Source organism: Streptomyces sp. NBC_00572, from assembly GCF_026341815.1.
Lineage (GTDB): Bacteria > Actinomycetota > Actinomycetes > Streptomycetales > Streptomycetaceae > Streptomyces.
Genome location: NZ_JAPENX010000002.1, coordinates 490,463 through 510,975, shown reverse-complemented (window position 1 = coordinate 510,975; position 20,513 = coordinate 490,463). Strand labels below are relative to the sequence as shown.

The 20,513-nt window shown below is 72.7% G+C and carries 16 protein-coding genes; 12 read left to right on the top strand and 4 right to left on the bottom strand.

Features of this window, described 5'->3' with window-relative positions; translation table 11 throughout:
- Window positions 1–5 precede the first annotated feature (5 nt).
- A complete protein-coding gene (locus OG514_RS34630) occupies window positions 6–419 on the top strand; it encodes a VOC family protein (RefSeq protein ID WP_266901523.1) in 414 nt (137 codons plus the stop codon).
- A gap of 99 nt (window positions 420–518) precedes the next feature.
- Here OG514_RS34630 and OG514_RS34625 read toward each other — a convergent pair whose 3' ends face one another.
- Window positions 519–2,213: an acyl-CoA synthetase gene (locus tag OG514_RS34625; RefSeq protein ID WP_266901521.1), complete on the bottom strand. Its 1,695-nt coding sequence runs from the start codon at window positions 2,211–2,213 to the stop codon at window positions 519–521.
- Between the two features lie 184 nt (window positions 2,214–2,397).
- Here OG514_RS34625 and OG514_RS34620 point away from each other — a divergent pair, with 184 nt between their 5' ends.
- From OG514_RS34620 to OG514_RS34575, 10 genes are all read left to right on the top strand, one after another.
- Entirely contained in the window at window positions 2,398–3,198 is an 801-nt protein-coding gene (locus OG514_RS34620) for a crotonase/enoyl-CoA hydratase family protein (RefSeq protein WP_266901519.1), read from the top strand.
- A 203-nt stretch (window positions 3,199–3,401) separates the two neighbouring features.
- Complete coding sequence (locus OG514_RS34615; RefSeq protein WP_266901517.1) at window positions 3,402–4,361, top strand: Zn-ribbon domain-containing OB-fold protein; 960 nt, start codon at window positions 3,402–3,404, stop codon at window positions 4,359–4,361.
- Window positions 4,358–5,428, top strand: coding sequence for a thiolase domain-containing protein (locus OG514_RS34610; RefSeq protein ID WP_266901515.1), 1,071 nt, complete (start codon window positions 4,358–4,360; stop codon window positions 5,426–5,428). Before OG514_RS34615 ends, OG514_RS34610 begins: the two co-directional genes overlap by 4 nt.
- On the top strand, window positions 5,418–6,587 hold the full coding sequence (locus OG514_RS34605) for a thiolase domain-containing protein (RefSeq protein WP_266901513.1): 1,170 nt from the start codon (window positions 5,418–5,420) through the stop codon (window positions 6,585–6,587). Before OG514_RS34610 ends, OG514_RS34605 begins: the two co-directional genes overlap by 11 nt.
- Before the next feature lie 67 nt (window positions 6,588–6,654).
- Complete coding sequence (locus tag OG514_RS34600; protein WP_266901511.1) at window positions 6,655–7,047, top strand: ACT domain-containing protein; 393 nt, start codon at window positions 6,655–6,657, stop codon at window positions 7,045–7,047.
- Between the two features lie 318 nt (window positions 7,048–7,365).
- Window positions 7,366–7,620 carry a hypothetical protein gene (locus tag OG514_RS34595; protein WP_266901509.1) on the top strand — a complete coding sequence of 85 codons (255 nt, stop codon included), beginning with the start codon at window positions 7,366–7,368 and terminating at the stop codon, window positions 7,618–7,620.
- Window positions 7,520–8,521, top strand: a complete 1,002-nt coding sequence (locus OG514_RS34590) for a serine hydrolase (protein WP_266901507.1) — start codon at window positions 7,520–7,522, stop codon at window positions 8,519–8,521. Before OG514_RS34595 ends, OG514_RS34590 begins: the two co-directional genes overlap by 101 nt.
- A gap of 457 nt (window positions 8,522–8,978) precedes the next feature.
- Window positions 8,979–11,795, top strand: coding sequence for an AAA family ATPase (locus tag OG514_RS34585; RefSeq protein ID WP_266902279.1), 2,817 nt, complete (start codon window positions 8,979–8,981; stop codon window positions 11,793–11,795).
- 56 nt (window positions 11,796–11,851) lie between these two features.
- Window positions 11,852–12,352 carry a hypothetical protein gene (locus OG514_RS34580; RefSeq protein WP_266901505.1) on the top strand — a complete coding sequence of 167 codons (501 nt, stop codon included), beginning with the start codon at window positions 11,852–11,854 and terminating at the stop codon, window positions 12,350–12,352.
- Between the two features lie 16 nt (window positions 12,353–12,368).
- A complete protein-coding gene (locus tag OG514_RS34575; RefSeq protein ID WP_266901503.1) occupies window positions 12,369–12,737 on the top strand; it encodes an RNA-binding S4 domain-containing protein in 369 nt (122 codons plus the stop codon).
- A gap of 69 nt (window positions 12,738–12,806) precedes the next feature.
- Here OG514_RS34575 and OG514_RS34570 read toward each other — a convergent pair whose 3' ends face one another.
- The 3 genes from OG514_RS34570 to OG514_RS34560 all read right to left on the bottom strand — a co-directional run bounded on the left by OG514_RS34570 (window position 12,807) and on the right by OG514_RS34560 (window position 18,592).
- The gene (locus tag OG514_RS34570; RefSeq protein WP_266901501.1) at window positions 12,807–15,005 is read right to left on the bottom strand and encodes a germacradienol/geosmin synthase; all 2,199 of its coding nucleotides are present in this window, start codon (window positions 15,003–15,005) and stop codon (window positions 12,807–12,809) included.
- Between the two features lie 160 nt (window positions 15,006–15,165).
- Window positions 15,166–17,145 (bottom strand): N-acetylmuramoyl-L-alanine amidase, encoded by a 1,980-nt coding sequence (locus OG514_RS34565; protein WP_266901499.1) that lies wholly within the window; start codon window positions 17,143–17,145, stop codon window positions 15,166–15,168.
- 319 nt (window positions 17,146–17,464) lie between these two features.
- The gene (locus tag OG514_RS34560) at window positions 17,465–18,592 is read right to left on the bottom strand and encodes an aminoglycoside phosphotransferase family protein (RefSeq protein WP_266901497.1); all 1,128 of its coding nucleotides are present in this window, start codon (window positions 18,590–18,592) and stop codon (window positions 17,465–17,467) included.
- Between the two features lie 233 nt (window positions 18,593–18,825).
- Here OG514_RS34560 and OG514_RS34555 point away from each other — a divergent pair, with 233 nt between their 5' ends.
- The gene (locus OG514_RS34555; protein WP_266901495.1) at window positions 18,826–20,319 is read left to right on the top strand and encodes a hypothetical protein; all 1,494 of its coding nucleotides are present in this window, start codon (window positions 18,826–18,828) and stop codon (window positions 20,317–20,319) included.
- The last annotated feature ends 194 nt before the right edge of the window (window positions 20,320–20,513 follow it).

The following is a 20,513-nucleotide window of genomic DNA, read 5'->3' as shown; positions in this document are numbered from 1 at the left end:
CAGGCGTGACCACTCGCCTCAATCCCTACCTCAGCTTCTCCGGTGAAGCGAAGCAGGCCATGGAGTTCTACAGGCAGGTCCTCGGTGGCAGCCTCGCCCTCAACACGTACGGCGACTCCGGCGCGGGGGCGCCCCCCGGATACGCCGACAAGATCATGCACGGCATGCTGGAGACGCCCAGCGGATTCACTCTGATGGGCGCCGACACCCCGCCCGGCATGGAGCACACGCCGGGGAACAACTTCGCGGTGAGCCTGAGCGGCGACGACGCGGACGAGCTGCGCGGCTACTGGGAGAAGCTGTCCGACGGCAGCACCGTGTCCGTCCCGCTGGACAAGCAGATGTGGGGCGATGTGTTCGGCATGTGCACGGACAAGTTCGGGATCACCTGGATGGTCAACATCACCGAGCAGAGCTGATCCGGATCCGGATCCGGTAGGGAGCGGGAGCGCCGAGCGGCGCACGCCCACGGTGAACGCCCCGTCCTCATCAGGACGGGGCGTTCGCCATGCCACGCCTCAGGCGCGTTCCTCGGCGCTCGCGTCCGCCTCCACCGCCACCGTGCGGGCCCAGCGGTAGTCCGCCTTGCCGCTGGGGGAGCGCTGGATGCGGTCGGTGAGGACCAGCTGGCGGGGGACCTTGTACCCCGCCAAGCGGGGACGGCAGTGCGTCTGGAGGGACTCAAGGTCCAGCAGAGGCGCGTCCGGGCGGAGCTGTACGACCGCGGCGACGTGGTTGCCCCAGCGGGCGTCCGGCACGCCGGCGACCAGTGCGTCGTACACGTCGGGGTGGGACTTCAGCGCCTGCTCCACCTCCTCCGGATAGACCTTCTCGCCGCCCGTGTTGATGCACTGGGAGCCGCGCCCGAGGACGGTGACCACCCCGGTCTCGTCCACGGTCGCCATGTCACCGAGGAGGACCCACCGCACCCCGTCCCGCTCGAAGAACGTCTCGGCGGTCTTCTCGGGGTCGTTGTAGTAGCCGAGCGGCACGTGGCCGCGCTGGGCCAGCCGGCCGATCTCACCGGTGCCGACGGGGGCACGGGTCGCCGGGTCGACGACCTGGGTCCGTTCGTTGACGTGGAGCCGGAAGCCCTTGGCGGGGCCGGAGTCGTCGGTGGCACGACCGTTGGAACCGGACTCGGTGGAGCCGAAGTTGTTGAGCAGGAGCACGTTCGGCATCAGCTCCTGGAGCTGCGCCCGCACGGTCTCCGACATGATCGCCCCGGACGAGGAGAGGCTGAAGAGGGCCGAGAGGTCCGTGCCCTTCAGCGGCCCGCGCAGCGCGTCCACGAGGGGCCGCAGCATCGCGTCCCCGACCAGGGAGATGCTGGAGACCTTCTCCTTCTCCAGGGTGCGGAGGACTTCCTCCGGGACGTACTTGCGGTGCAGGACGACCCGCTGGCCGTAGTTGAAGGCGATGAACGCGGTCAGCGTGGAGGTGCCGTGCATGAGCGGCGGCGCGGGGAAGAAGGTGATGCCGGCGCCACCGGCCGCGACCCGCTCGGCCAGTTCCTCGGGGCGCTTCACCGGCTCGCCCGAGGGGTCGCCGCCGAAGAGTCCCGCGAAGAACAGGTCCTCCTGGCGCCACAGGACGCCCTTGGGCATCCCGGTCGTACCGCCGGTGTAGATGATGAAGAGGTCGTCGCCCGAGCGGGGGCCGAAGCCCCGCTCGGGCGATCCACCCGCCTCCGCCACCGCGTACGGCACGCAGTCCAGGTCGGCCGCTCCCTCGAATTCGGCGCTGTGCTGCGCAGCAGGTCCTTGAGGGGTGGTGGTCGGGCGACGCGTGGGCGGGGTCCCCACCCGCACGAGGTGCCGCAGCTTCTCCGTCTGCGGCAGCGCCGCCGCGACCCGGTCCGTGAACTCGGCGTCGAAGACGAGTGCGGCCAGGTCGGCGTCCCGGTAGAGGTAGACCAACTCCTCCTCCACGTACCGGTAGTTCACGTTGACCGGCACGATCCGCGCCTTGAGGCAGGCGAGGACGGTCTGCAGGTACTCGATCCCGTTGTACAGGTGGAGGCCGAGGTGTTCGCCGGGCCGGATGCCCGCGTCGATGAGGTGGTGGGCGATGCGGTTGGCGGCGGCGTCGAGTCCGGCGTACGTGAGCCTGCGCTCCTCGCCCGTCCCCGGATGATCCACGTACACCAGCGCCTCGCGGTCGGGCACCGCGTCGACCACCGATTCGAACAGGTCGGCAAGGTTGTACTCCACCGTTCCTCCTGACCCCGGCTCGCGCTGACTCGTACGGGTGCGCACTGGCTCGGCGGTCATTAGAGCGCCGACCGGCGACGGGGGGAAGGGGGTGCGCAGAAGAATCTGACTGAGTGTCAGAAAACTATTGAACTGGACCCCCGGCTCCTGCAACCTGTTCCAGAACTGGAGACGGGAGACCCTCATGGGTGGCACCGAACACCTCGGAGTGCGGCGCGAAGGCGCCACGCTCGTACTCACCTTGAACCGGCCCGAGGCCAAGAACGCCCTCTCGCTGCCGATGCTCGTCGGTCTCTACGACGGCTGGCTGGAGGCCGACGCCGACGACAGCATCCGCTCCGTCGTCCTCACCGGCGCGGGCGGCACCTTCTGCGCCGGGATGGACCTCAAGGCCCTCGCCGGCAAGGGAATGGAGGGCGAGCAGTACCGGGACCGGCTCAAGGCCGACCCCGACCTGCACTGGAAGGCGATGCTGCGCCACCACCGCCCCCGCAAACCCGTCATCGCCGCGGTCGAGGGCTACTGCGTCGCGGGCGGCACCGAGATCCTCCAGGGGACCGACATCCGGGTCGCGGCCGCCTCGGCGACGTTCGGCCTCTTCGAGGTCCGGCGCGGGCTCTTCCCGATCGGCGGCTCCACGGTCCGCCTCCCCAGGCAGATCGCCCGTACCCACGCCCTCGAAATGCTCCTCACGGGCCGCCCGTACACAGCGGAGGAGGCCGCCCGCATCGGCCTCGTCGGACGGGTCGTCCCCGACGGCACCGCGCTCGACACGGCCCTCGACATCGCCGACCGGATCAACGCCTGCGGCCCGCTCGCCGTCGAGGCCGTGAAGGCGTCCGTGTACGAAACCGCCGAGATGACGGAGACGGAGGGGCTGGCCGCCGAGCTGAAGCGCGGGTGGCCGATCTTCGACACGGCGGACGCGAAGGAGGGGGCGCGGGCGTTCGCGGAGAAGCGGGCGCCGGAGTACCGCCGGGAGTGACCCTTCCCCACCCCGCCCCTTCCCGAACCGGGGCTCCGCCCCAGACCCCGGTCCTCGAACGCCGCACGGGCTGACATCAAGCCTCGCCGGCATGTGACGCGCGGGGGTCCGGGGGCGGAGACCCCGGTTACGGGAAGCGGCGGGGTGGGGAAACGGCCCCGCGCAGCGGCCCCGTAACCCAACCCTACGAAGGAGCCCCGCTCATGAAAGCCGCCCCGCCCCCCGAAATCCTCCAAGCCCCCCTCGTCGTCGAATTCCCCTTCACCCGCTCCCTAGGCCCCGTCCAGTCCGCCTTCCTCACCGGCCTGCGCGAGCAAACCGTCCTCGGCGTCCGCACCGAGACCGGCGAGGTCCTCGTCCCGCCCGTCGAGTACGACCCCGCCACCGCCGCCGAGCTCCGCGACCTCGTCGAGGTCGGCGCCACCGGCACCGTCACCACTTGGGCCTGGAACCCCGAGCCCCGCACCGGGCAGCCCCTCGCGACGCCCTTCGCCTGGGTCCTCGTCCGCCTCGACGGCGCCGACACCGCCCTCCTGCACGCCCTGGACGCCTCCGGCCCCGAAGCAGTCCGCACCGGCATGCGGGTCCGGATCCGCTGGGCCGCCGAACGCTCCGGCGCGATCACGGACATCGCCTGCTTCGAGCCGCACGACAGTGACCCGACGGTCGAACCACGTCCGCACGAGGGGCGGTTCGCCGACCCCGTCACCGGCATCGTCGCCCCCGCCCGCCTCGACTACACCTACAGCCCCGGCCGCGCCCAGACCCGCTATCTGCACGCCCTCGCCGAGCGCCGTACCGTCGGCGAGCGCTGCCCCTCCTGCGCCAAGGTCTACGTGCCGCCCCGCGGCGCCTGCCCCACCTGCGGCATCGCCACCACCGACCAGGTCGAGGTCGGGCCGAGCGGCACCGTCACCACCTTCTGCATCGTCAACATCAAGGCGAGGAACGCCGAGATCGACGTCCCGTACGTCTACGCCCACATCGCCCTCGACGGCGCCGGGCTCGCCCTCCACGGACGCATCGCCGGCATCCCGTACGACCAGGTCCGGATGGGCCTGCGCGTCGAACCCGTGTGGAGCGAGGACGGCCGCTACCCCGACCACTACCGGCCCACCGGCGAGCCCGACGCCGACTACGACACCTACAAGGAGCTGCTGTGACGCCGCACCGGCCGGACCGAGAGGTGGCGATCGTCGCCTTCGCCCAGAGCGACCACCGCCGCCGCACCGACGACCTCTCCGAGGTCGAGATGGTCATGCCCGTCCTGCACGACGTCCTCCGGCAGACCGGGCTCAAGACCTCCGACATCGGCTTCACCTGCTCCGGCTCCTCCGACTACCTGGCCGGACGCGCCTTCTCCTTCACCATGGCCCTCGACGGAGTCGGCGCCTGGCCCCCGATCTCCGAGTCCCACGTCGAGACCGACGGCGCCTGGGCGCTGTACGAGGCCTGGGTGAAGCTCCTCACCGGCGAGGCCGACACCGCCCTCGTCTACGCGTACGGCAAGTCCTCGCCCGGCTCCGTCCGCGACGTCCTCACCCGCCAGCTCGACCCCTACTACCTGGCCCCGCTCTGGCCCGACTCCGTCGCCCTCGCCGCGCTCCAGGCACAGGCGCTCGTCGACGCCGGCGCCACCGACGAACCCGCCCTCGCCGCGATCGCCACCCGCAGTCGCGAGGACGCCGCCGCGAACCCCCACGCCCAGCTGCCCGGCGCCCGCCCCCAGGGCGGGTACGTCGTCCAGCCCCTCCGCACCGGCGACTGCCCGCCCATCGGCGACGGGGCCGCCGCCGTGATCCTCGCCGCCGGCGACCGGGCCCGCGAACTCTGCGCCCGCCCCGCCTGGATCCGGGGCATGGACCACCGCGTCGAGGCCCACTCCCTCGGCGTCCGCGACCTCACCGACTCGCCCTCCAGCCGCCTCGCCGCCGAACGCGCCGGAGCCTTCGACGCGCCCGTCGACACCGCCGAACTCCACGCGCCCTTCACCTCCCAGGAGGTCGTCCTGCGCCGGGCCCTCGGCCTCGACGAGAGCGTGAGGGTCAACCCGTCCGGCGGAGCGCTCGCCGCCAACCCCGTCATGGCCACCGGCCTCATCCGGCTCGGCGAGGCCGCCGCCCGCATCCACCGGGGCGACTCCGACCGCGCCCTCGCCCACGCCACCTCAGGGCCCTGCCTCCAGCAGAACCTGGTCGCCGTCCTGGAAGGAGAGCCGCATGTCCGGTAAGGAGCCCGTCGCCGTCGTCGGCATAGGCCAGACCAAGCACGTCGCCGCACGCCGGGACGTGTCGATCGCCGGACTCGTCCGCGAGGCCGCCGTCCGCGCCCTGGCGGACGCGGAGCTGACCTGGGCGGACATCGACGCCGTCGTCATCGGCAAGGCCCCCGATTTCTTCGAGGGCGTGATGATGCCGGAGCTGTACCTCGCCGACGCGCTCGGCGCGGTCGGCAAGCCCATGCTCCGGGTGCACACGGCCGGTTCGGTCGGCGGCTCCACCGCGCTCGTCGCCGCCAACCTGGTCGCCGCGCGCGTGCACCGGACCGTCCTCACCCTCGCGTTCGAGAAGCAGTCCGAGTCCAACGCCATGTGGGGCCTCTCCCTGCCCGTCCCCTTCCAGCAGCCGCTCCTGGCCGGCGCCGGAGGCTTCTTCGCCCCGCACGTGCGCGCGTACATGCGCCGCACCGGCGCCCCCGACACCACCGGCTCCCTCGTCGCCTACAAGGACCGGCGCAACGCGCTCAAGAACCCGTACGCCCATCTCCACGAGCACGACCTCACCCTGGAGAAGGTGCAGGCCTCCCCGATGCTCTGGGACCCGATCCGCTACTCCGAGACCTGCCCCTCCTCGGACGGCGCCTGCGCGATGATCCTCACCGACCGTACGGGCGCGGCCCGTTCGCCACGCCCGCCCGCCTGGGTGCACGGCGGGGCGATGCGCAGCGAACCCACCCTCTTCGCTGGCAAGGACTTCGTCTCGCCCCAGGCGGGCCGGGACTGCGCCGCGGACGTCTACCGGCAGGCCGGCATCACCGACCCCCGGCGGGAGATCGACGCCGTCGAGATGTACGTACCGTTCTCCTGGTACGAACCGATGTGGCTGGAGAACCTCGGCTTCGCAGAGGAGGGCGAGGGCTGGAAGCTCACCGAGGCCGGGGTGACCGAACTCGACGGCGACCTCCCCGTGAACCCCTCCGGCGGGGTGCTCTCCACCAACCCCATCGGAGCCTCCGGGATGATCCGCTTCGCCGAGGCCGCCCTCCAGGTACGCGGGGAAGCCGGCGAGCACCAGGTCGACGGCGCGCACCGGGCCCTCGGACACGCCTACGGAGGCGGCGCCCAGTTCTTCTCCATGTGGCTCGTCGGAGACACCCCGCCCACCGGCTGAGCCACGCCGGCCGCCTCCTCCCGCGCCCGTGCACGGAACCGCCGGGCGGGCGCCTACCCTGGCGGCCATGAACGCGGAACGTGATCTGACCCGGCTCCTCGCCGGGATGCGGCCGGAACTCGACCCCGGCCGCTATGTCTTCACCACGGTGGACGGCCCCGCCCCGGCCGGGGTCGCCCCCGTCGTCACCGTCGCCGAGGACGAGGGGCTCACCCTCGTCGTGCGCCAGGAGGAGGCGGACACCGCCTCCCTCCCGTACGACTACGTGGCGGGCCGGATCACGCTGCGGGTGCACTCCGCGCTCGACGCCGTCGGGCTGACGGCCGCCGTCGCCGGGGCGCTCGCCGAGGCGGGGCTCAGCTGCAACGTGGTGGCCGGCTTCCACCACGACCACCTCTTCGTGGAACACGCCCGCGCGGAGGAGGCGTTGGCCGTGCTCGAACGGCTCGCACGCAGCTGACAACCGACGCGCGGACGGGCCCCGTCGGACCTCGGGGTCACCCCTAGGGGGTGTCTTGCCGATCAGGCCGGGCTCGCGGCATCTGGCACCGCGCCTCGCCGCGTTGTCGTCGGTCGGCATGGCTCCGCCATGCCTCCCTCCTCCGCCTTGCGATGCCCGGCACCAGACGCCGCTCCCTGATCCGGCCTGATCGACAAGACACCCCCTAGGGCCCCGGGTCCCCTCGCTCCTCCCCAGTCATGATCGCCGACTCGTGTCCACCGGCCTACGCTGAAGCCAACTCCAGCCGTTCCAGCCGCAGATGAGGCCGTCAACCACATGAAGCAGCACCGCAAGGCCACCGCCGTCTCCGTACTCGCCGCCTCCGTCGCCCTGCTCCTGCCCGCCGGCACCCCCGCCACGGCCGCCGTACCCGCACCCGGCGCCGACCGGACCGCGCTCCAGCAGGCACTCGACCACCGTCGCCGCCGGCGTGCCCGGAGCCGTGGCCGAGGTACGGGACGGGCGCGGGGTGTGGCGCGGCAGCAGCGGGACCGCCGACCTGGACAGTGGACGCGCCGCCCACGCCGGTGACCGCTTCCGGGCCGGAAGCGTGACCAAGAGCTTCACCGCCACCCTCGTCCTGCAGCTGGTGGCCGAGGGCGAGGTCCGGCTTGACGACACCGTCGAGCGACAGCTCCCCGGCGTGGTGCCGGGCGGCGAGCACATCACCGTACGGCAGCTGCTGCACCACACCAGCGGCCTGGCCAACTACACCGACGTCCTGCTGAGGAAGCCCGACCCGTTACGGGACGCGCAGAAGGCCACGTACACCCCGCGGGAACTCGTCGCGCTCGTCGCCGACGCGCCGAACAGGCCCGCCCCCGGCACGACCTGGGAGTACTCCAACACCAACTACGTCGTCCTCGGACTGCTCGTCGAGCACGTCACCGGGCGGTCGCTCCGGCACGAGATCGACCGCCGCATCCTGCGGCCCCTGCACCTGAGGGGCACCACCTTCCCGACCTCCCCGAGCCTTACGGGCCGGCACCTGAGCGGGTACGAATGGCTCGAAGGCAGGGGACCGGGCGCCGTGCCCACCGACCTCACCGAGTTCAGTCCCGCCGTCTACTGGGCCACCGGGACGCTCATCTCCACCACCCATGACCTGAACACCTTCTACCGGGCGCTCTTCGACGGCCGGCTGCTGTCGCCCCGCCTGGTGAAGGAGATGCGCGCCATGCAGCCCATGAACCCCGGGCGGCCGGGGCGTTCCTACGGCCTCGGCCTGGAGAGCAACGGCAACACCTGCCCCTCCGGCGGGCCGGTCATCGGGCACACCGGAGAAGTCGTCGGATACCAGACGTTCAGCTTCACCTCCGCGGACGGCGAGCGGCAGATCACGCTGTCCGTCAACACCGGCCTGACCATGACGGACGCGGCGGCGACGGCCGCGATGAAGGTGCTCTCCACCGCTCTGTGCCGAGCCGAATGAGCCGTGGACGCCACCGAACGCCCTTGCTTGGACGTTTGACCGCCGCAGCTCACTCCTTCGGGCGTACGCTGGGGCTTTCGCGGGGCCACCCGCTCGACGCCCCTGACCGTGCGCCGGGCGTGCGCCCCCGGTGTGGGGGTGGAACGTGGCACGTCAGGACGGCGGGTCGGCCCGTCGGGGATTCGGCCTCATCGAGCGCGAGACGGCGCTCACCGCGGCCGAGGAGGCGCTTGACCTCCTGACAGGCCTGGCGGACGAGCCGCCGTGGCCCGACCGCGTCCCCGCGCCCCGCGAGGCCGCCCGTGGACCCCGCCTGGTCGCCGTACCGAACCCGGTTCCTCAGCAGGGAGCGGGCCCTCGGCCCGCGACGGGTGCCGACCACGCCCGGACCGGTGACCCCGGGCGAACGGCCGGCCACGCCCGGACCGGCGACTCCGCCCGACCGGGCGACCCCGCCATCGAGGCCCCCGGCCGCCGCCCGGACACCGGCCGCGGCGGCATCCTCGCCTACGCCGCCCCCGCGGGTCTCGGCAAGACCACGCTGCTCGCCGAGATCCGCCGCCGCGCCGGCGCCCGCGGCTGCACGGTCCTCTCCGCGCGCGGCGGCGACCAGGAGCAGCGGGTCGCCTTCCATGTCGCCCGGCAGCTCCTCCAGCCGCAGCTGGCCCACGCCTCCGACGCCGAACTCCGCGAACGCCTCGGCTCCTGGTACGACATCGTCGGCCCCGCCCTCGGGCTCCGGGCCTCCGCCGAGGGCTCGCCGCCCGACCCGCAGGGACTGCGCGACGGGCTCGACTGGGTCCTCACCCATCTCGCCGTACGCCGCGCACCCCTCGTCGTCGTCCTGGACGACGTCCACTGGGCCGACCCCGAATCCCTCGGCTGGCTCGCCGCCTTCGCCCCACGCGCCGAGGAGCTGCCCATGCTCCTCGTCGTCGCCTACCGGCCCGACGAACTCCCCGACGAGGGCGTGGAGTTCACCGGACGCAGGTCAGGGCAGCGGCCCCTCGGGCTTGCCCCGCTCACCTCCGGCGCCGTCGCCCGGCTCGTCCGCGACCGCGTCGGAGCCCACGCCGACGACACCTTCTGCCGCGACTTCTGGACCGTCACCTCCGGCAACCCCTTCGAGGCGGTCGAACTCGCCGCCAAGGTCCGCGACCGCGGCCTCGAACCCAACGCCGACGGCGCCCACGAGCTCCGCGACCTCGCCGCCGCCCTCAAGGGCACCGGCCTCGTCACCCGCCTCGAACGCCTCGGCCCCGCCACCGTCCGCCTCGCCTGGGCCTGTGCCGTCCTCGGCACCGAGATCTCCCCCCAACTCGCCGGTGCCGTCGCCGGTCTCGGCGGCGAGGCGGTCGCCGAGTGCGCCGCCCGACTGCGCGAGGCCCGGGTCCTCGCCGAGACCGAAGGCCCCGACGACCCCCTCCAGTTCGTCCACCCCCTCATCGCGACCACCGTCTACCGCTCCATCCCCGCCGCCACCCGTGTGGCCCTGCACGGGCAGGCCGCCTGGTGCGTCGTCGACGCCGGACTCGGCCCCACCGCCGCCGCCCGCCACCTTCTGGAGACCCACCCCGAGGGCGACCCCTGGGTCGTGAACCAGCTGCGCGCCGCCGCCGGGGAGAACCTCCGGGCCGGAGCCCCCGACGCGGCCCGCCGCTTCCTCGCCCGCGCCCTGCGCGAGCCGCCCGCCGCCGACGACCGGGCCGCCGTCCTCTTCGAACTGGGCTGCTCCTCACTCCTCACCGAACCCGCCACCACCGTCAACCATCTGCGCGCCGCCCTGGAGGAGCCCGTCGCCGACCCGGCGCTCCGCCACGGCATCGTCTACCGCCTCTCCCAGGTCCTCGCCCACAGCGACCGGCTCGTCGAGGCCTCCGAGCTCCTCGGCCGCGAGGCCCGCAAGGCCACCGACGCCCGCAGCCGGCTGCGGATGCAGGCCGAGAAGTTCATGTGGGACGCCTTCCGCGCCGACGAACCCGAGTCGCCCGCGCGCTCCCGCCGCCTCTCCGCCCTCGCCGACCGGCTGACCGGCCGCGACCTCACCGAGCGGTACATCATCGGCCTCCGCGCCTGGGACGCCACCCTGCGCGCAGAACCCTCCGCGGTCGCTCTCCGCCATGCCGAACGCGCCCTCGAAGGGGGCCTGAGCTGGGCCGACGAGAGCCGCGGCTTCGAAGTGCCGGTCCTCGTCGCCCTCACCCACCTCTACGCCGACCGGCCCGGCCGCGCCGAGGAGCTGTTCGCCGCCGGCACCGCCGAGTTCGAGAGCCAGGGTTGGCGCGGCGCCCACCTCTCCTTCGCGTACACCCTGCTCGGCTACATCCGCTACCGGCGCGGCCGGCTCGTCGAGGCCGAGGACTTCGTCCGCGCGGGCCTCCGACTCTCCGAGCGTGTCGGACCCCGCACCCCCGCCCAGTGGTACGCGGTCGGTGCCACCATCGAGGTGCTGCTCGCCCGCGGCCGGACCGAGGAGGCCGCCAGGATCGCCGACGCCCACGACTTCGGCGAGCCCTTCCCCGCCGCCGTCACCTTCCCCGACTCCCAGACCGTCCACGCGGAACTGCTCCTGGCCCGGGGACGTACCGAGGAGGCCGCCGCCGAGCTGGCCGCCGTCGGCCGCCGCCTCGACCCGCGCGGCATGCGCAACCCCGCCTGGTGCCCCTGGCAGCTCCACCTGGCCCTCGCCGAGGCCGCCACCACCCCCGGCCGGGCCCGCGCCACCGCCCACGACGCGGTCGCCCGCGCCCGCCAGTACGGGGCGCCCTCCGCGATCGGCCAGGCGCTCCGGGTGACCGCCGAGGTGTCCGAGCCCTCCGAGCGCGTGAAGCTCCTGGAGGAGTCCGTCGACTGGCTCGACCAGTCACCCGCCGCGTACGAGCTGGCCCGCTCCCTCGTCGCCCTCGGCGCGGCCCTGCGCCGCACGGAACGCGCCGGAGAGGCCGCCGAGCACCTCTACCGGGGTCTGGAGGCAGCCCAGGACTGCGGCGCCGACGCCCTCGTCGAGGTCGCGCGCGCCGAGCTGGCGGCGGCCGGACTCCGCCCCCGAGCCCTCCACCCCGCAGGCACGGACACGCTCACCGCCCGTGAGCGCGCCGCCGCCGATCTCACCGTCCGCGACCAGGACGCCGCCGCCGTCCTCGGTCTCGACGCGACCACCGTGGCCCGTCTCCTGTCGGCCGTCTACCGCAAGCTGGGGACCGACCGCACGGGCCTCGCCCAGGCCCTGAGGAACACGGGACGGGAGCCGCGCGACCCCGCCGGACAGGGCTGACCGCCCGGAGCCGCCCGGCGCGTCGCATCGCGCGCCGGGGCACGTACCATGGCCGTATGTCCTTCCTCCGCCGCCGCAGCGCCGCCACTCCCGCGGGCCCGGACTTCGACGTCCTGGCCATGGACCCGGGGGACTGGCCCGGCAATCTCGGCGCCGGCCTGCTGCCCGCTCCCGACGGTTCCTGCCAGGGCGTCTTCCTCCGGTACGACCTGTTCGGCGGCCGCGGCCCCGCGATGATCATCGGCAATCTGCCCGAGGGCTCCCCGGCGCGCGAGCTCGCCGACGGCCAGATCCCCTTCGAGGTGGCGCAGCTCCTCGCCGCCCTGGAGAACGACGAGCCGGTCGAGCTCCTCGACACCGAGGACTGCCCCGTGATGCAGGGCGACAACCTCCTCATCGTCCGTCGCCTCAAGCTCTCCGAGAGCCGTATCTCCTGCGTCCAGTTCGACCGCAGCGACAACGTCCTCGTCACGATCGCCAGTTGGGACCGGCCGATCACCGACGACCTGTACGCGCTGCTCAAGCCGCTGCCCGCCGAGCTGTTCCAGCAGGGCTGACGGGGAGCGGGGGCCGATGAGCGCACGCGTCGACAGCTGGATCTGGGCGGTCCGCCTCACCAAGACCCGTGCCCAGGCCGCCGCGGCCTGCCGGGCCGGACACGTCAAGGTCAACGGCGAACGGGCCAAGCCCGCCCAGCCGGTGAAGCCCGGCGACGAGGTCCGGCTCTTCCACGGCGGACGGGAGCGGATCGTCGAGGTCAAGGTGCTCCACGCCAAGCGGATCGGTCCGCCGGTCGCCGCCGAGGCGTACGTGGACAACAGCCCGCCCCCGCCGCCGCGCGAGCAGGTGGCCGTCGCCGCCGTACGCGACCGGGGCACCGGACGCCCCACGAAGCGCGACCGTCGCGAACTCGACGAGCTGCGCGGCAGCCGCCGCGCCTGAGCCGCACCGGCCGGAGGGCCGCCCCGGGACTGCCCCGGTGGCGGCCCTCCGCCGTATCGACGGTCGGTGTCAGCGCGCCGCGGATCCCAGCAGCGACGCCACCCGCGCCGCCGAGGTCCCCAGGCCCGTCGGCCCCCGGCCCACCAGCGGGGTCCCGCTGCCCGAGTGAACGTCCTCGGCGCGGTAACGCCGCACCTCCCGATGCCAGTTGAGGATCCCCGCGAGCCAGTCCTCCAGCTCCCGCAGATACCCCTCGAAGGCCGCCCTCCCGGCCGCGTCCAGCCCGAACTCCTCGTACATCAGCGGGACTTCACGGGCCTTCAGGTGCTCGTACTGGCGCAGCCGGCCCCGCATCAGGTCGTCGACCATGGCCACCGCGGTCGGGTAGTCGCAGTCGAAGAACTTCTGGAGCACCAGAACGCCGTTGTGCACCTCGCCCTCGACCTCGATCTCCTTCTGGTACGAGAACAGGTCGTTGATCAGCGTCCCGTAGTCCATGACCGCGTTCTCCAGCGCGCGCACCGTGCCCGAGCGGTACAGCTCCGGCGGCAGCACCTCCGTGTGCCGCAACCGGCACATCAGCGTGGTCAGTTCCGAGCCGAAGGTGCTGCGCCGCATCTCGATGTAGTCGACGGGATCGGGAACCCGGTGCTGGATCTGGTTGTGCAGCTCCCACATCCAGCTGTCCAGCATGACGTCGAGCGCGTACCGCAACTGGACGCGGGCCTCCGGCGCCATCGGGCCGGCGGTGCGCGTCCAGAGGTCGGCGAGCGAGCGCTCCATCGGGTTCACGGCGAGCGTCGCCCCGGCGGCCGGATCGGCAACCGTCAGACAGGACTTGAACCGGTCGGTCTGCTCCTTCGCGCCGACGAGGTCGCGGCTCCGTCCGAAGACCGACGGGTAGTAGTCGTCCGCGTACGTGCCCCAGGTCAGCCACTCCGCGCTGAGCTCCAGCTCCTCCGGCGTGGCGTCCGGATCGAGGCCGGCCGAGCACAGCGCCAGGTCGAAGCCCTCCGCCATCGGCCGGTCCCAGATGTCGTCCAGGAGACCGAACCGCTCGGCCCAGTCCAGGGAGAGCCGCCGCGCCTCGGCGTGGTGCGGGCTGAGCGTCAGCGGGTACGGCAGGTCGAACTCGGGCAGCAGCGACGGCCCCACCGGCTGGTGCGGTACGTGCGTGAGCGCCCGCAGCCGGGACGCGGCCGGGCGCCCGAAGAGGGTGCGGATGTCGAGTGCGGAGGTGCCGATGACCCCGTCGAGATGCGAAGGTCCGCCGACCATGCCCTCGTTCATGTACCGGCTGGAGCGCATGTGCCACTCGTGCCCGCCGGACTGCCAGTCCTGGAGCCCCTTGGCGTACGCGGCCACGGCCGCGCACTCGGCCGCGTCGAGGCCCTTCTCGGCGGCGAGCAGCGGCACTTCGGTGAGCGCCGTGTTCTCGAACTGCTGGAGCCGCGAGGTCAGCAGGTCGTTGACGGCGTCGGCCGCCTTCTGGGTCGTACAGCCGAGGAACTTCTCCAGGACCAGGACGCCGTTGCTGTTCTCGCCCTCGTCCTCCACCTCGCGCTGGTACGAGAAGAGGTCGTTGCGCAGGTGGACGGCGTCCGAGAAGGCGTCCCTGAGCACCCGCAGCGGCCGGGAGTACGCCACCCGGGCGGGGACCTCCGCCCCCGCCGCGTACTCGACGAGACCGGCGGACCAGGGCGCGCCCCCCACCTTGCGCCGCATCTCGATGTACTCGACGGGGTTGGCGACCCGCCCGTCGTTGATGTTGTCGAGCTCCCAGAGCGACTCGTACAGGAGGTGCTCCGTCGCCTCCGCGAACCGCACCCGCCAGCCCCCGGACATCGAGGGAACGGTTCGTCGCCAGAGGTCGGCGAGACCCGCCTCGACGGGGTTGGTGGGCTCGGGCATGCCCGCCGCCGGGTTCGCCGGCATGAACAGCGGCAGCCGGTCCAGGTACGTCTTGCCGCCCGCCCGGTCCTGGGGCCGCTTGAAGACCTCCAGGAAGTGGTCGTCGAAGAAGAACACCCAGGTGTACCAGTCCGTGACGAGGTTCAGCGCCTCCTCGTCGCAGTCGGGATGCGTGTACGAGCAGAGCAGCGCGTAGTCGTGGGAGTCGAGATCCTGCTGCTCCCAGACCCCCGAACCCTCCAGCATCCCCATCTCCCGCGCCCAGTCCCGGGTGTGCGTGCGGGCGGCCTCCACATGGGGATTGAGCCGCGCCGGATACGGAACATAGAAATCCGGCATAACGAAGGGCTGAGGCATCTGCTGGGGGGCCTTCCGGTGAGCACGAGCTGTTGTCCGGCCCACCTTTACCCGTCGCCCGTACGGCGCACGCGATCTCCCGAATAGTCCTATGAACGCCGAAAGGGTGGTGCCGGATCGCTCATCCGGCACCACCCCGCACCTTTCGGCCAGCCCTCCGTCAGGACCGGGAAACCCGCACGTCAGCCGCCTTCACAAAGGCCACCCGATGGCCGAACTGGATCTGGTAGTACTCCTCCTGCCCCCGAACGACCTTGTGCCCGCTGCTGTCGAACACCGGCGCGAAGAAGTACTCGCCCGTGGTCCGGTCGCCCACCACGTACCGTTGCCCCGCGAGCAGCTGGTACGGCAGCGGCGACACCGCCTGCACCGGTACACCCGCCGGATACGCCGAGGCCTCCGGGTACGCCCGCCCGTACACCGGCACCGACGGCAGCCCCTCCCGAGGAGTCAGGACGGGACCCCGCGCGTTCACCGCGGTCGGCTCCTTCCCCGGATTGTGGAACCACGCCTTCTGCCCGAGGTACCAGATCGCCGTCCAGTCGCCCCGGCGCTCCGCCACCGCGTAGCTCTGCCCCGTCGAGGCACGCGCCCCGGTGTCGTTGACCCCGGTGGTCGAGTCCTGCCCACCCGGCCGCAGACCGATGTCCTTCACCAGGGGCGCGTCGGCGCTCGGCCCGGTGTGCAGGCGCACCGCCCCGCTGCCGTGCGGCGCACACGCCTCGCCCGCCGTGACACAGCCCGTGTAGACCGGCTGATGGGCGCTGTAGTCCGGGCGGATCGTCACCACCGCGGCGCCGGGCCCGGCGCTCGGCGTGATCGGACGGCCGAGCAGCCGGAAGTAGTGCGCCCAGTCCCAGTACGGCCCCGGGTCCGTGTGCATGCCCTTGATCGTGGACGTGACCGTGCCCGGCACGTTGTCGTGACCCAGGACGTGCTGCCGGTCGAGCGGGATGTCGAACCGGGCGGCGAGATGACGTACGAGCCGTGCCGACGTCCGGTACATCGCCTCCGTGTACCAGGAGTCCGGTGAGGTGAGGAAGCCCTCGTGCTCAAGGCCCACGGACTTGGCGTTCACGAACCAGTTGCCCGCGTGCCAGGCGACGTCCTTGAGCGGCACGTGCTGGGCGATGTGCCCGTCGGAGGAGCGCAGCGAGTACTGCCACGACACGTACGTCGGGTCCTGCACGAGGTCCAGGGTGGTCTTCCAGTCGGCCTCGGTGTCGTGGATCACGATGTAGTCGATCGACTGCGCCGCCGGCCGGTTCGCCTTGTCGTGGTTGCCGTAGTCGCCGTCGCCGAACTCCTCGTACGGCGCCGGGATCCACTCACAGGCCACCGAGCGCGGACACTCCACGGGACCGGCGGCGGGCGGGCGCAGCCCGAGGCCGGCGACCTGCTCCGTGGCCGGCTCGACCGCCGGAGCGGCCGGAAGGGTGACCACCTGCCCGCTGTCCGTCGTCCGCGACTCGCCGCTCCGGATCACGTCGAAGACGTCGTTGGCGTACGTCGAGGCCGTGGCGGAGTCGTCCGCGCCGGAGTACCGCGCCACGGCCCCGTACCAGTCCGCCGGGTCCGCGCTCGCCGCCAGGCCGGACTCGCGCTGCGCGGCGGCGAGCAGCGCCGCGCCGCCCTCGATGTTCGCGGCCGTACGGGTGCGCAGCTCCTCGGCCGGAATCCCCGACAGCGCGGACGCCCGCTCCAGGGTCCGCAGCCGTGCGGGCAGCGACCCGGCGGCCGGCACCGGTGTCGGGGTCTCCGCGCCGGAGCGCACGGCGCGCGAGGAGTCGCCCCGGGCGTCCTCCGTACCCTCCGAGTGGTGCGGAGGTGCCTCGGCCAGCGCCGTCACCGCGTCCGTCAGATGCATCGGCCCGTAGCCGCCCGTCACGCTCGGCGCACCACCGTGGGCGTCCCAGCGCGACTGGAGGTACGAGACGGCGAGCAGCACGCTTTCGGGTACGCCGTGGCGTGCGGCCGCCCGCGCGAACTGCCCCTGCAGGGAACCCGGCTCCGGCACCTCGGCGCCGGCCGGGGGAGCGGCGGACAACAGGGGCAGCAGTAGGGCGGCGGACGCGAGGGCGCCCGCCGTCTTGAGGGGACGGCGTGGAGCCGTACGTCTGAGCGACGCGGAACGGAGCAAGGCAGCCTCCAGAGGCGGGGGGTGACACCGGGGCGTGCGGGGCCGAACCCGTACAGGGGTATCGGCTCCCGGACGATCCGTCAATCACGCCTACGCAAAGGCAAGTTCCCACGTCAGAGTGGGAACGGAGGCCATTTGGCGGAGTTTCGCGGAGACGGGTCCCGGGCCTGGGACGCGTCAGTGGAGTGGACCATTGGCTCAGGTCCGAAGCCGATCGGAGTCGCTCCGTCGGCGGTGAAGCCGATGCGCCGCGTCCCGGTGTGTCGGCACCGGGCGCACGGCGCACCCTCCCCCGTGTCGTCGGTCGGTCCCGCCCCTTTCAGCGCGTCCCGACCGCCGCGCGCACGGCCCGCCGTGCCATGGCGCAGTCGTCGTGCAGCCGCCTCAGGAGCAGCCGCTGTTCCTCACCCGGCGCGAGCGCGCCCGTGGGCACCGGTACGGAACCGGCGGGCGGAGCCTCCTTCATGGTGCGCTGCACCGCCGTCTCGTAGGTGCGGATCTCCCGCGTCAGCACGATCATCAGGTTCACCAGGAAGGCGTCCCGGGAGGCCGGGCCCGCCTGCTGGGCGAGCTGACTGATCTGACGCCGGGCCAGCGGCGCGTCGGCGAGCACCGCCCAGAGGGTCGCCAGGTCGTACCCGGGCAGGTACCAGCCGGCGTGCTCCCAGTCGACGAGGACCGGTCCGGCGGGGGAGAGGAGGATGTTGGAGAGCAGGGCGTCACCGTGACAGAACTGGCCCATGCCCTGGCGGCCGCCCGCGTGCGCCAGACCGTGCAGCAGCTTCTGCAGGTCGTCCCGGTCCCGGTCCGTGAAGAGGCCGAGCTCGTGGTAGCGCGTGATCCGGGTGCCGTAGTCCAGCGGTGCGTCGAAGGTCCCGACCGGCGGCCGCCAGGCGTTGAGCCGGGCGATCGCGCCGAGCGCGGCCCGCACATCGGCCCGGGGCGGAGCCTCGACGGGGTGGCGCGAGAGCGCCGCCGCCCGTCCGGGCATCCGCTCGATCACCAGCGTGCAGTTCTCCGGGTCCGCCGCGATCAGCCGCGGCGCCCGCACAGGCGGACGGTGGCGGACGAAGGAGCGGTAGGAAGCTATCTCGTGCCGGAACCGCTCGACCCACGCGGGGGAGTGGTCCAGTAAACACTTCGCGACTGCCGTGGTCCGCCCGGTCGTTCCGACGATCAGTACGGAACGCCCGCTGCGTCGCAGCACCTGTACCGGGTTGAACTCCGGGCAGATGCGGTGGACGGAGGCGATCGCCATCTTCAGCTGAGCCCCCTGGGGGCCGGACAGATCGATTCTCCCGCTGATCGGCTGGGTACCCGTGCCGCCCGTCCAGCGCCGCGGCCGGACGGCCTGCGGGGCGGGAGCGAGGTAGGGTCCGGCGCCGGCCTGGACGATGCGGTGCTGCGGCCGGGGCGGGGCGGACACGGAGGACGATGCTGTGTACATGGAGGTGACAGATCCCTTCGTGTGCCGACGAGTTGCGTGCGTCGCCCCGCCCGCCCCCGGTCCGCACCCTGGGGAATGAGGGCCGGTCGGCGGGGCGGGGTGGCGCGTTCCTACCTGACACCCGGGCGCGGGTGGCGGAACATCGAGCGGGCCATGGCGAACCCTGGCGAATTGTCGCCAGGCCTATGACAGGGGGCTAGATTCAACTCAGCCGAGAACCTGGGGGCTTAGACGTGACCGGACAAACCAACACCCGCCTGGCAGACCTGTTCGGCCTGGCCGGCTGGTCCAAGGGCGAACTCGCGAGACTCGTCAACCGGCAGGCGGCGGCCATGGGCCACCCCCAGCTGGCGACCGACACCTCGCGGGTGCGGCGGTGGATCGACCGGGGCGAAACCCCGCGCGATCCCGTCCCCCGGGTGCTGGCAGCACTGTTCACCGAGCGACTCGGCCGTGTCGTGACCATCGAGGACCTCGGGTTCGTACGACACGGGCGCAGCGGAAAGAGGCAGGACGTCAGGAAGACGGAAAACCCTGACGGGCTGCCCTGGGCACCCGATCGTACGGCGGCGGTCCTCACCGAATTCACGGGAATGGACCTCATGCTCAACCGACGCGGCCTGGTGGGCGCGGGTGCCGCGCTTGCCGCCGGCTCCGTACTCAGCAATGCCATGCACGACTGGCTGCAGACCGACCCCAACCGCCAGGCCGGCCCCCAGCGGGCCATCGATCCCCTCCACGCCGACCCCGCTGGGTTCGACCGCTACGAGGCCGCCCCCATCGGGTCGGAGGAGATCGAGGCTCTGGAGCACTCGGTGGAGGTGTTCCGTGCCTGGGACGCCTCCCGGGGTGGCGGTCTCCAGCGCAAGGCCGTGGTGGGCCAACTCAACGAGGTGGGCGGCATGCTCGCCTACCGCCACGCCGACCACCTCCAGCGGCGCCTCTGGGGCGTCGCCGCCAACCTGGCCGTCCTGGCCGGCTGGATGTCGCACGACGTGGGCCTCGAACCCACCGCACAGAAGTACTTCGTGATCGCGGCCCACGCGGCCCGCGAGGGCGGCGACCGGCCCCGGGCCGGCGAGGCACTGTCCCGTGCCGCCCGCCAGATGGTGCACCTGGGCAGGCCGGACGACGCCCTCGACCTGATGAAGCTCGCCAAGGACGGCTCGGGCGAACGCGTCCTGCCCCGGACCCGGGCCATGTTCCACACGATCGAGGCCTGGGCGCAGGCCTCGATGGGCCGGGGACAGGCCATGCGCCGCACCCTCGGCGAGGCCGAGGACCTGTTCGTGTCCGACCGGCGCGACGAGAAGAACCCCAGCTGGATGCAGAACTTCGACGAGGCCGACATGCACGGCATGCAGGCCCTCGCCTACCGCACCCTCGCCGATCACGACCCGGCCGCCGCGGTCCCGGCCCAGCGTCACGCCAAGCTGGCGCTGGAACTGCGGCTCGGCGGCCACGACCGCTCGAAGCTCTTCGACCACATCTCGCTCGCCTCGGCCTGCTTCATCGCCGACGACCCGGAGCAGGCCGACCGGTACGCCCGGCTCGCCCTGATGTCCATGGGGGAGACCTCGTCCCACCGCACCTGGGACCGGCTCCGGGAGATGTACCGGCTGACCGGGCAGTACGCCGGTTACGCGAGGATCGAGCACCTGCGCGAGGAGATCGAACTGGCCCTGCCGAGGTCGCCGGTCAACCGACCGAGGACGGGGCAGGCCTGAGGGGCTTCGACCTCCAGCGCTGCCGAACCACGAAGCCGAACTACGAGGCCGAGCGACGGGGTCGCGGCCGAGGAGCCTCACGCATCGTCGTCAACGGGCTGTCGCCGAGCGGCAGTCGGTGACCTGGGCTGTCGTGCCACAGCGTCGTGGTACGCCGGGTCGCCATGCCCGTGCGCCGGGCCGTTGCGGCACGC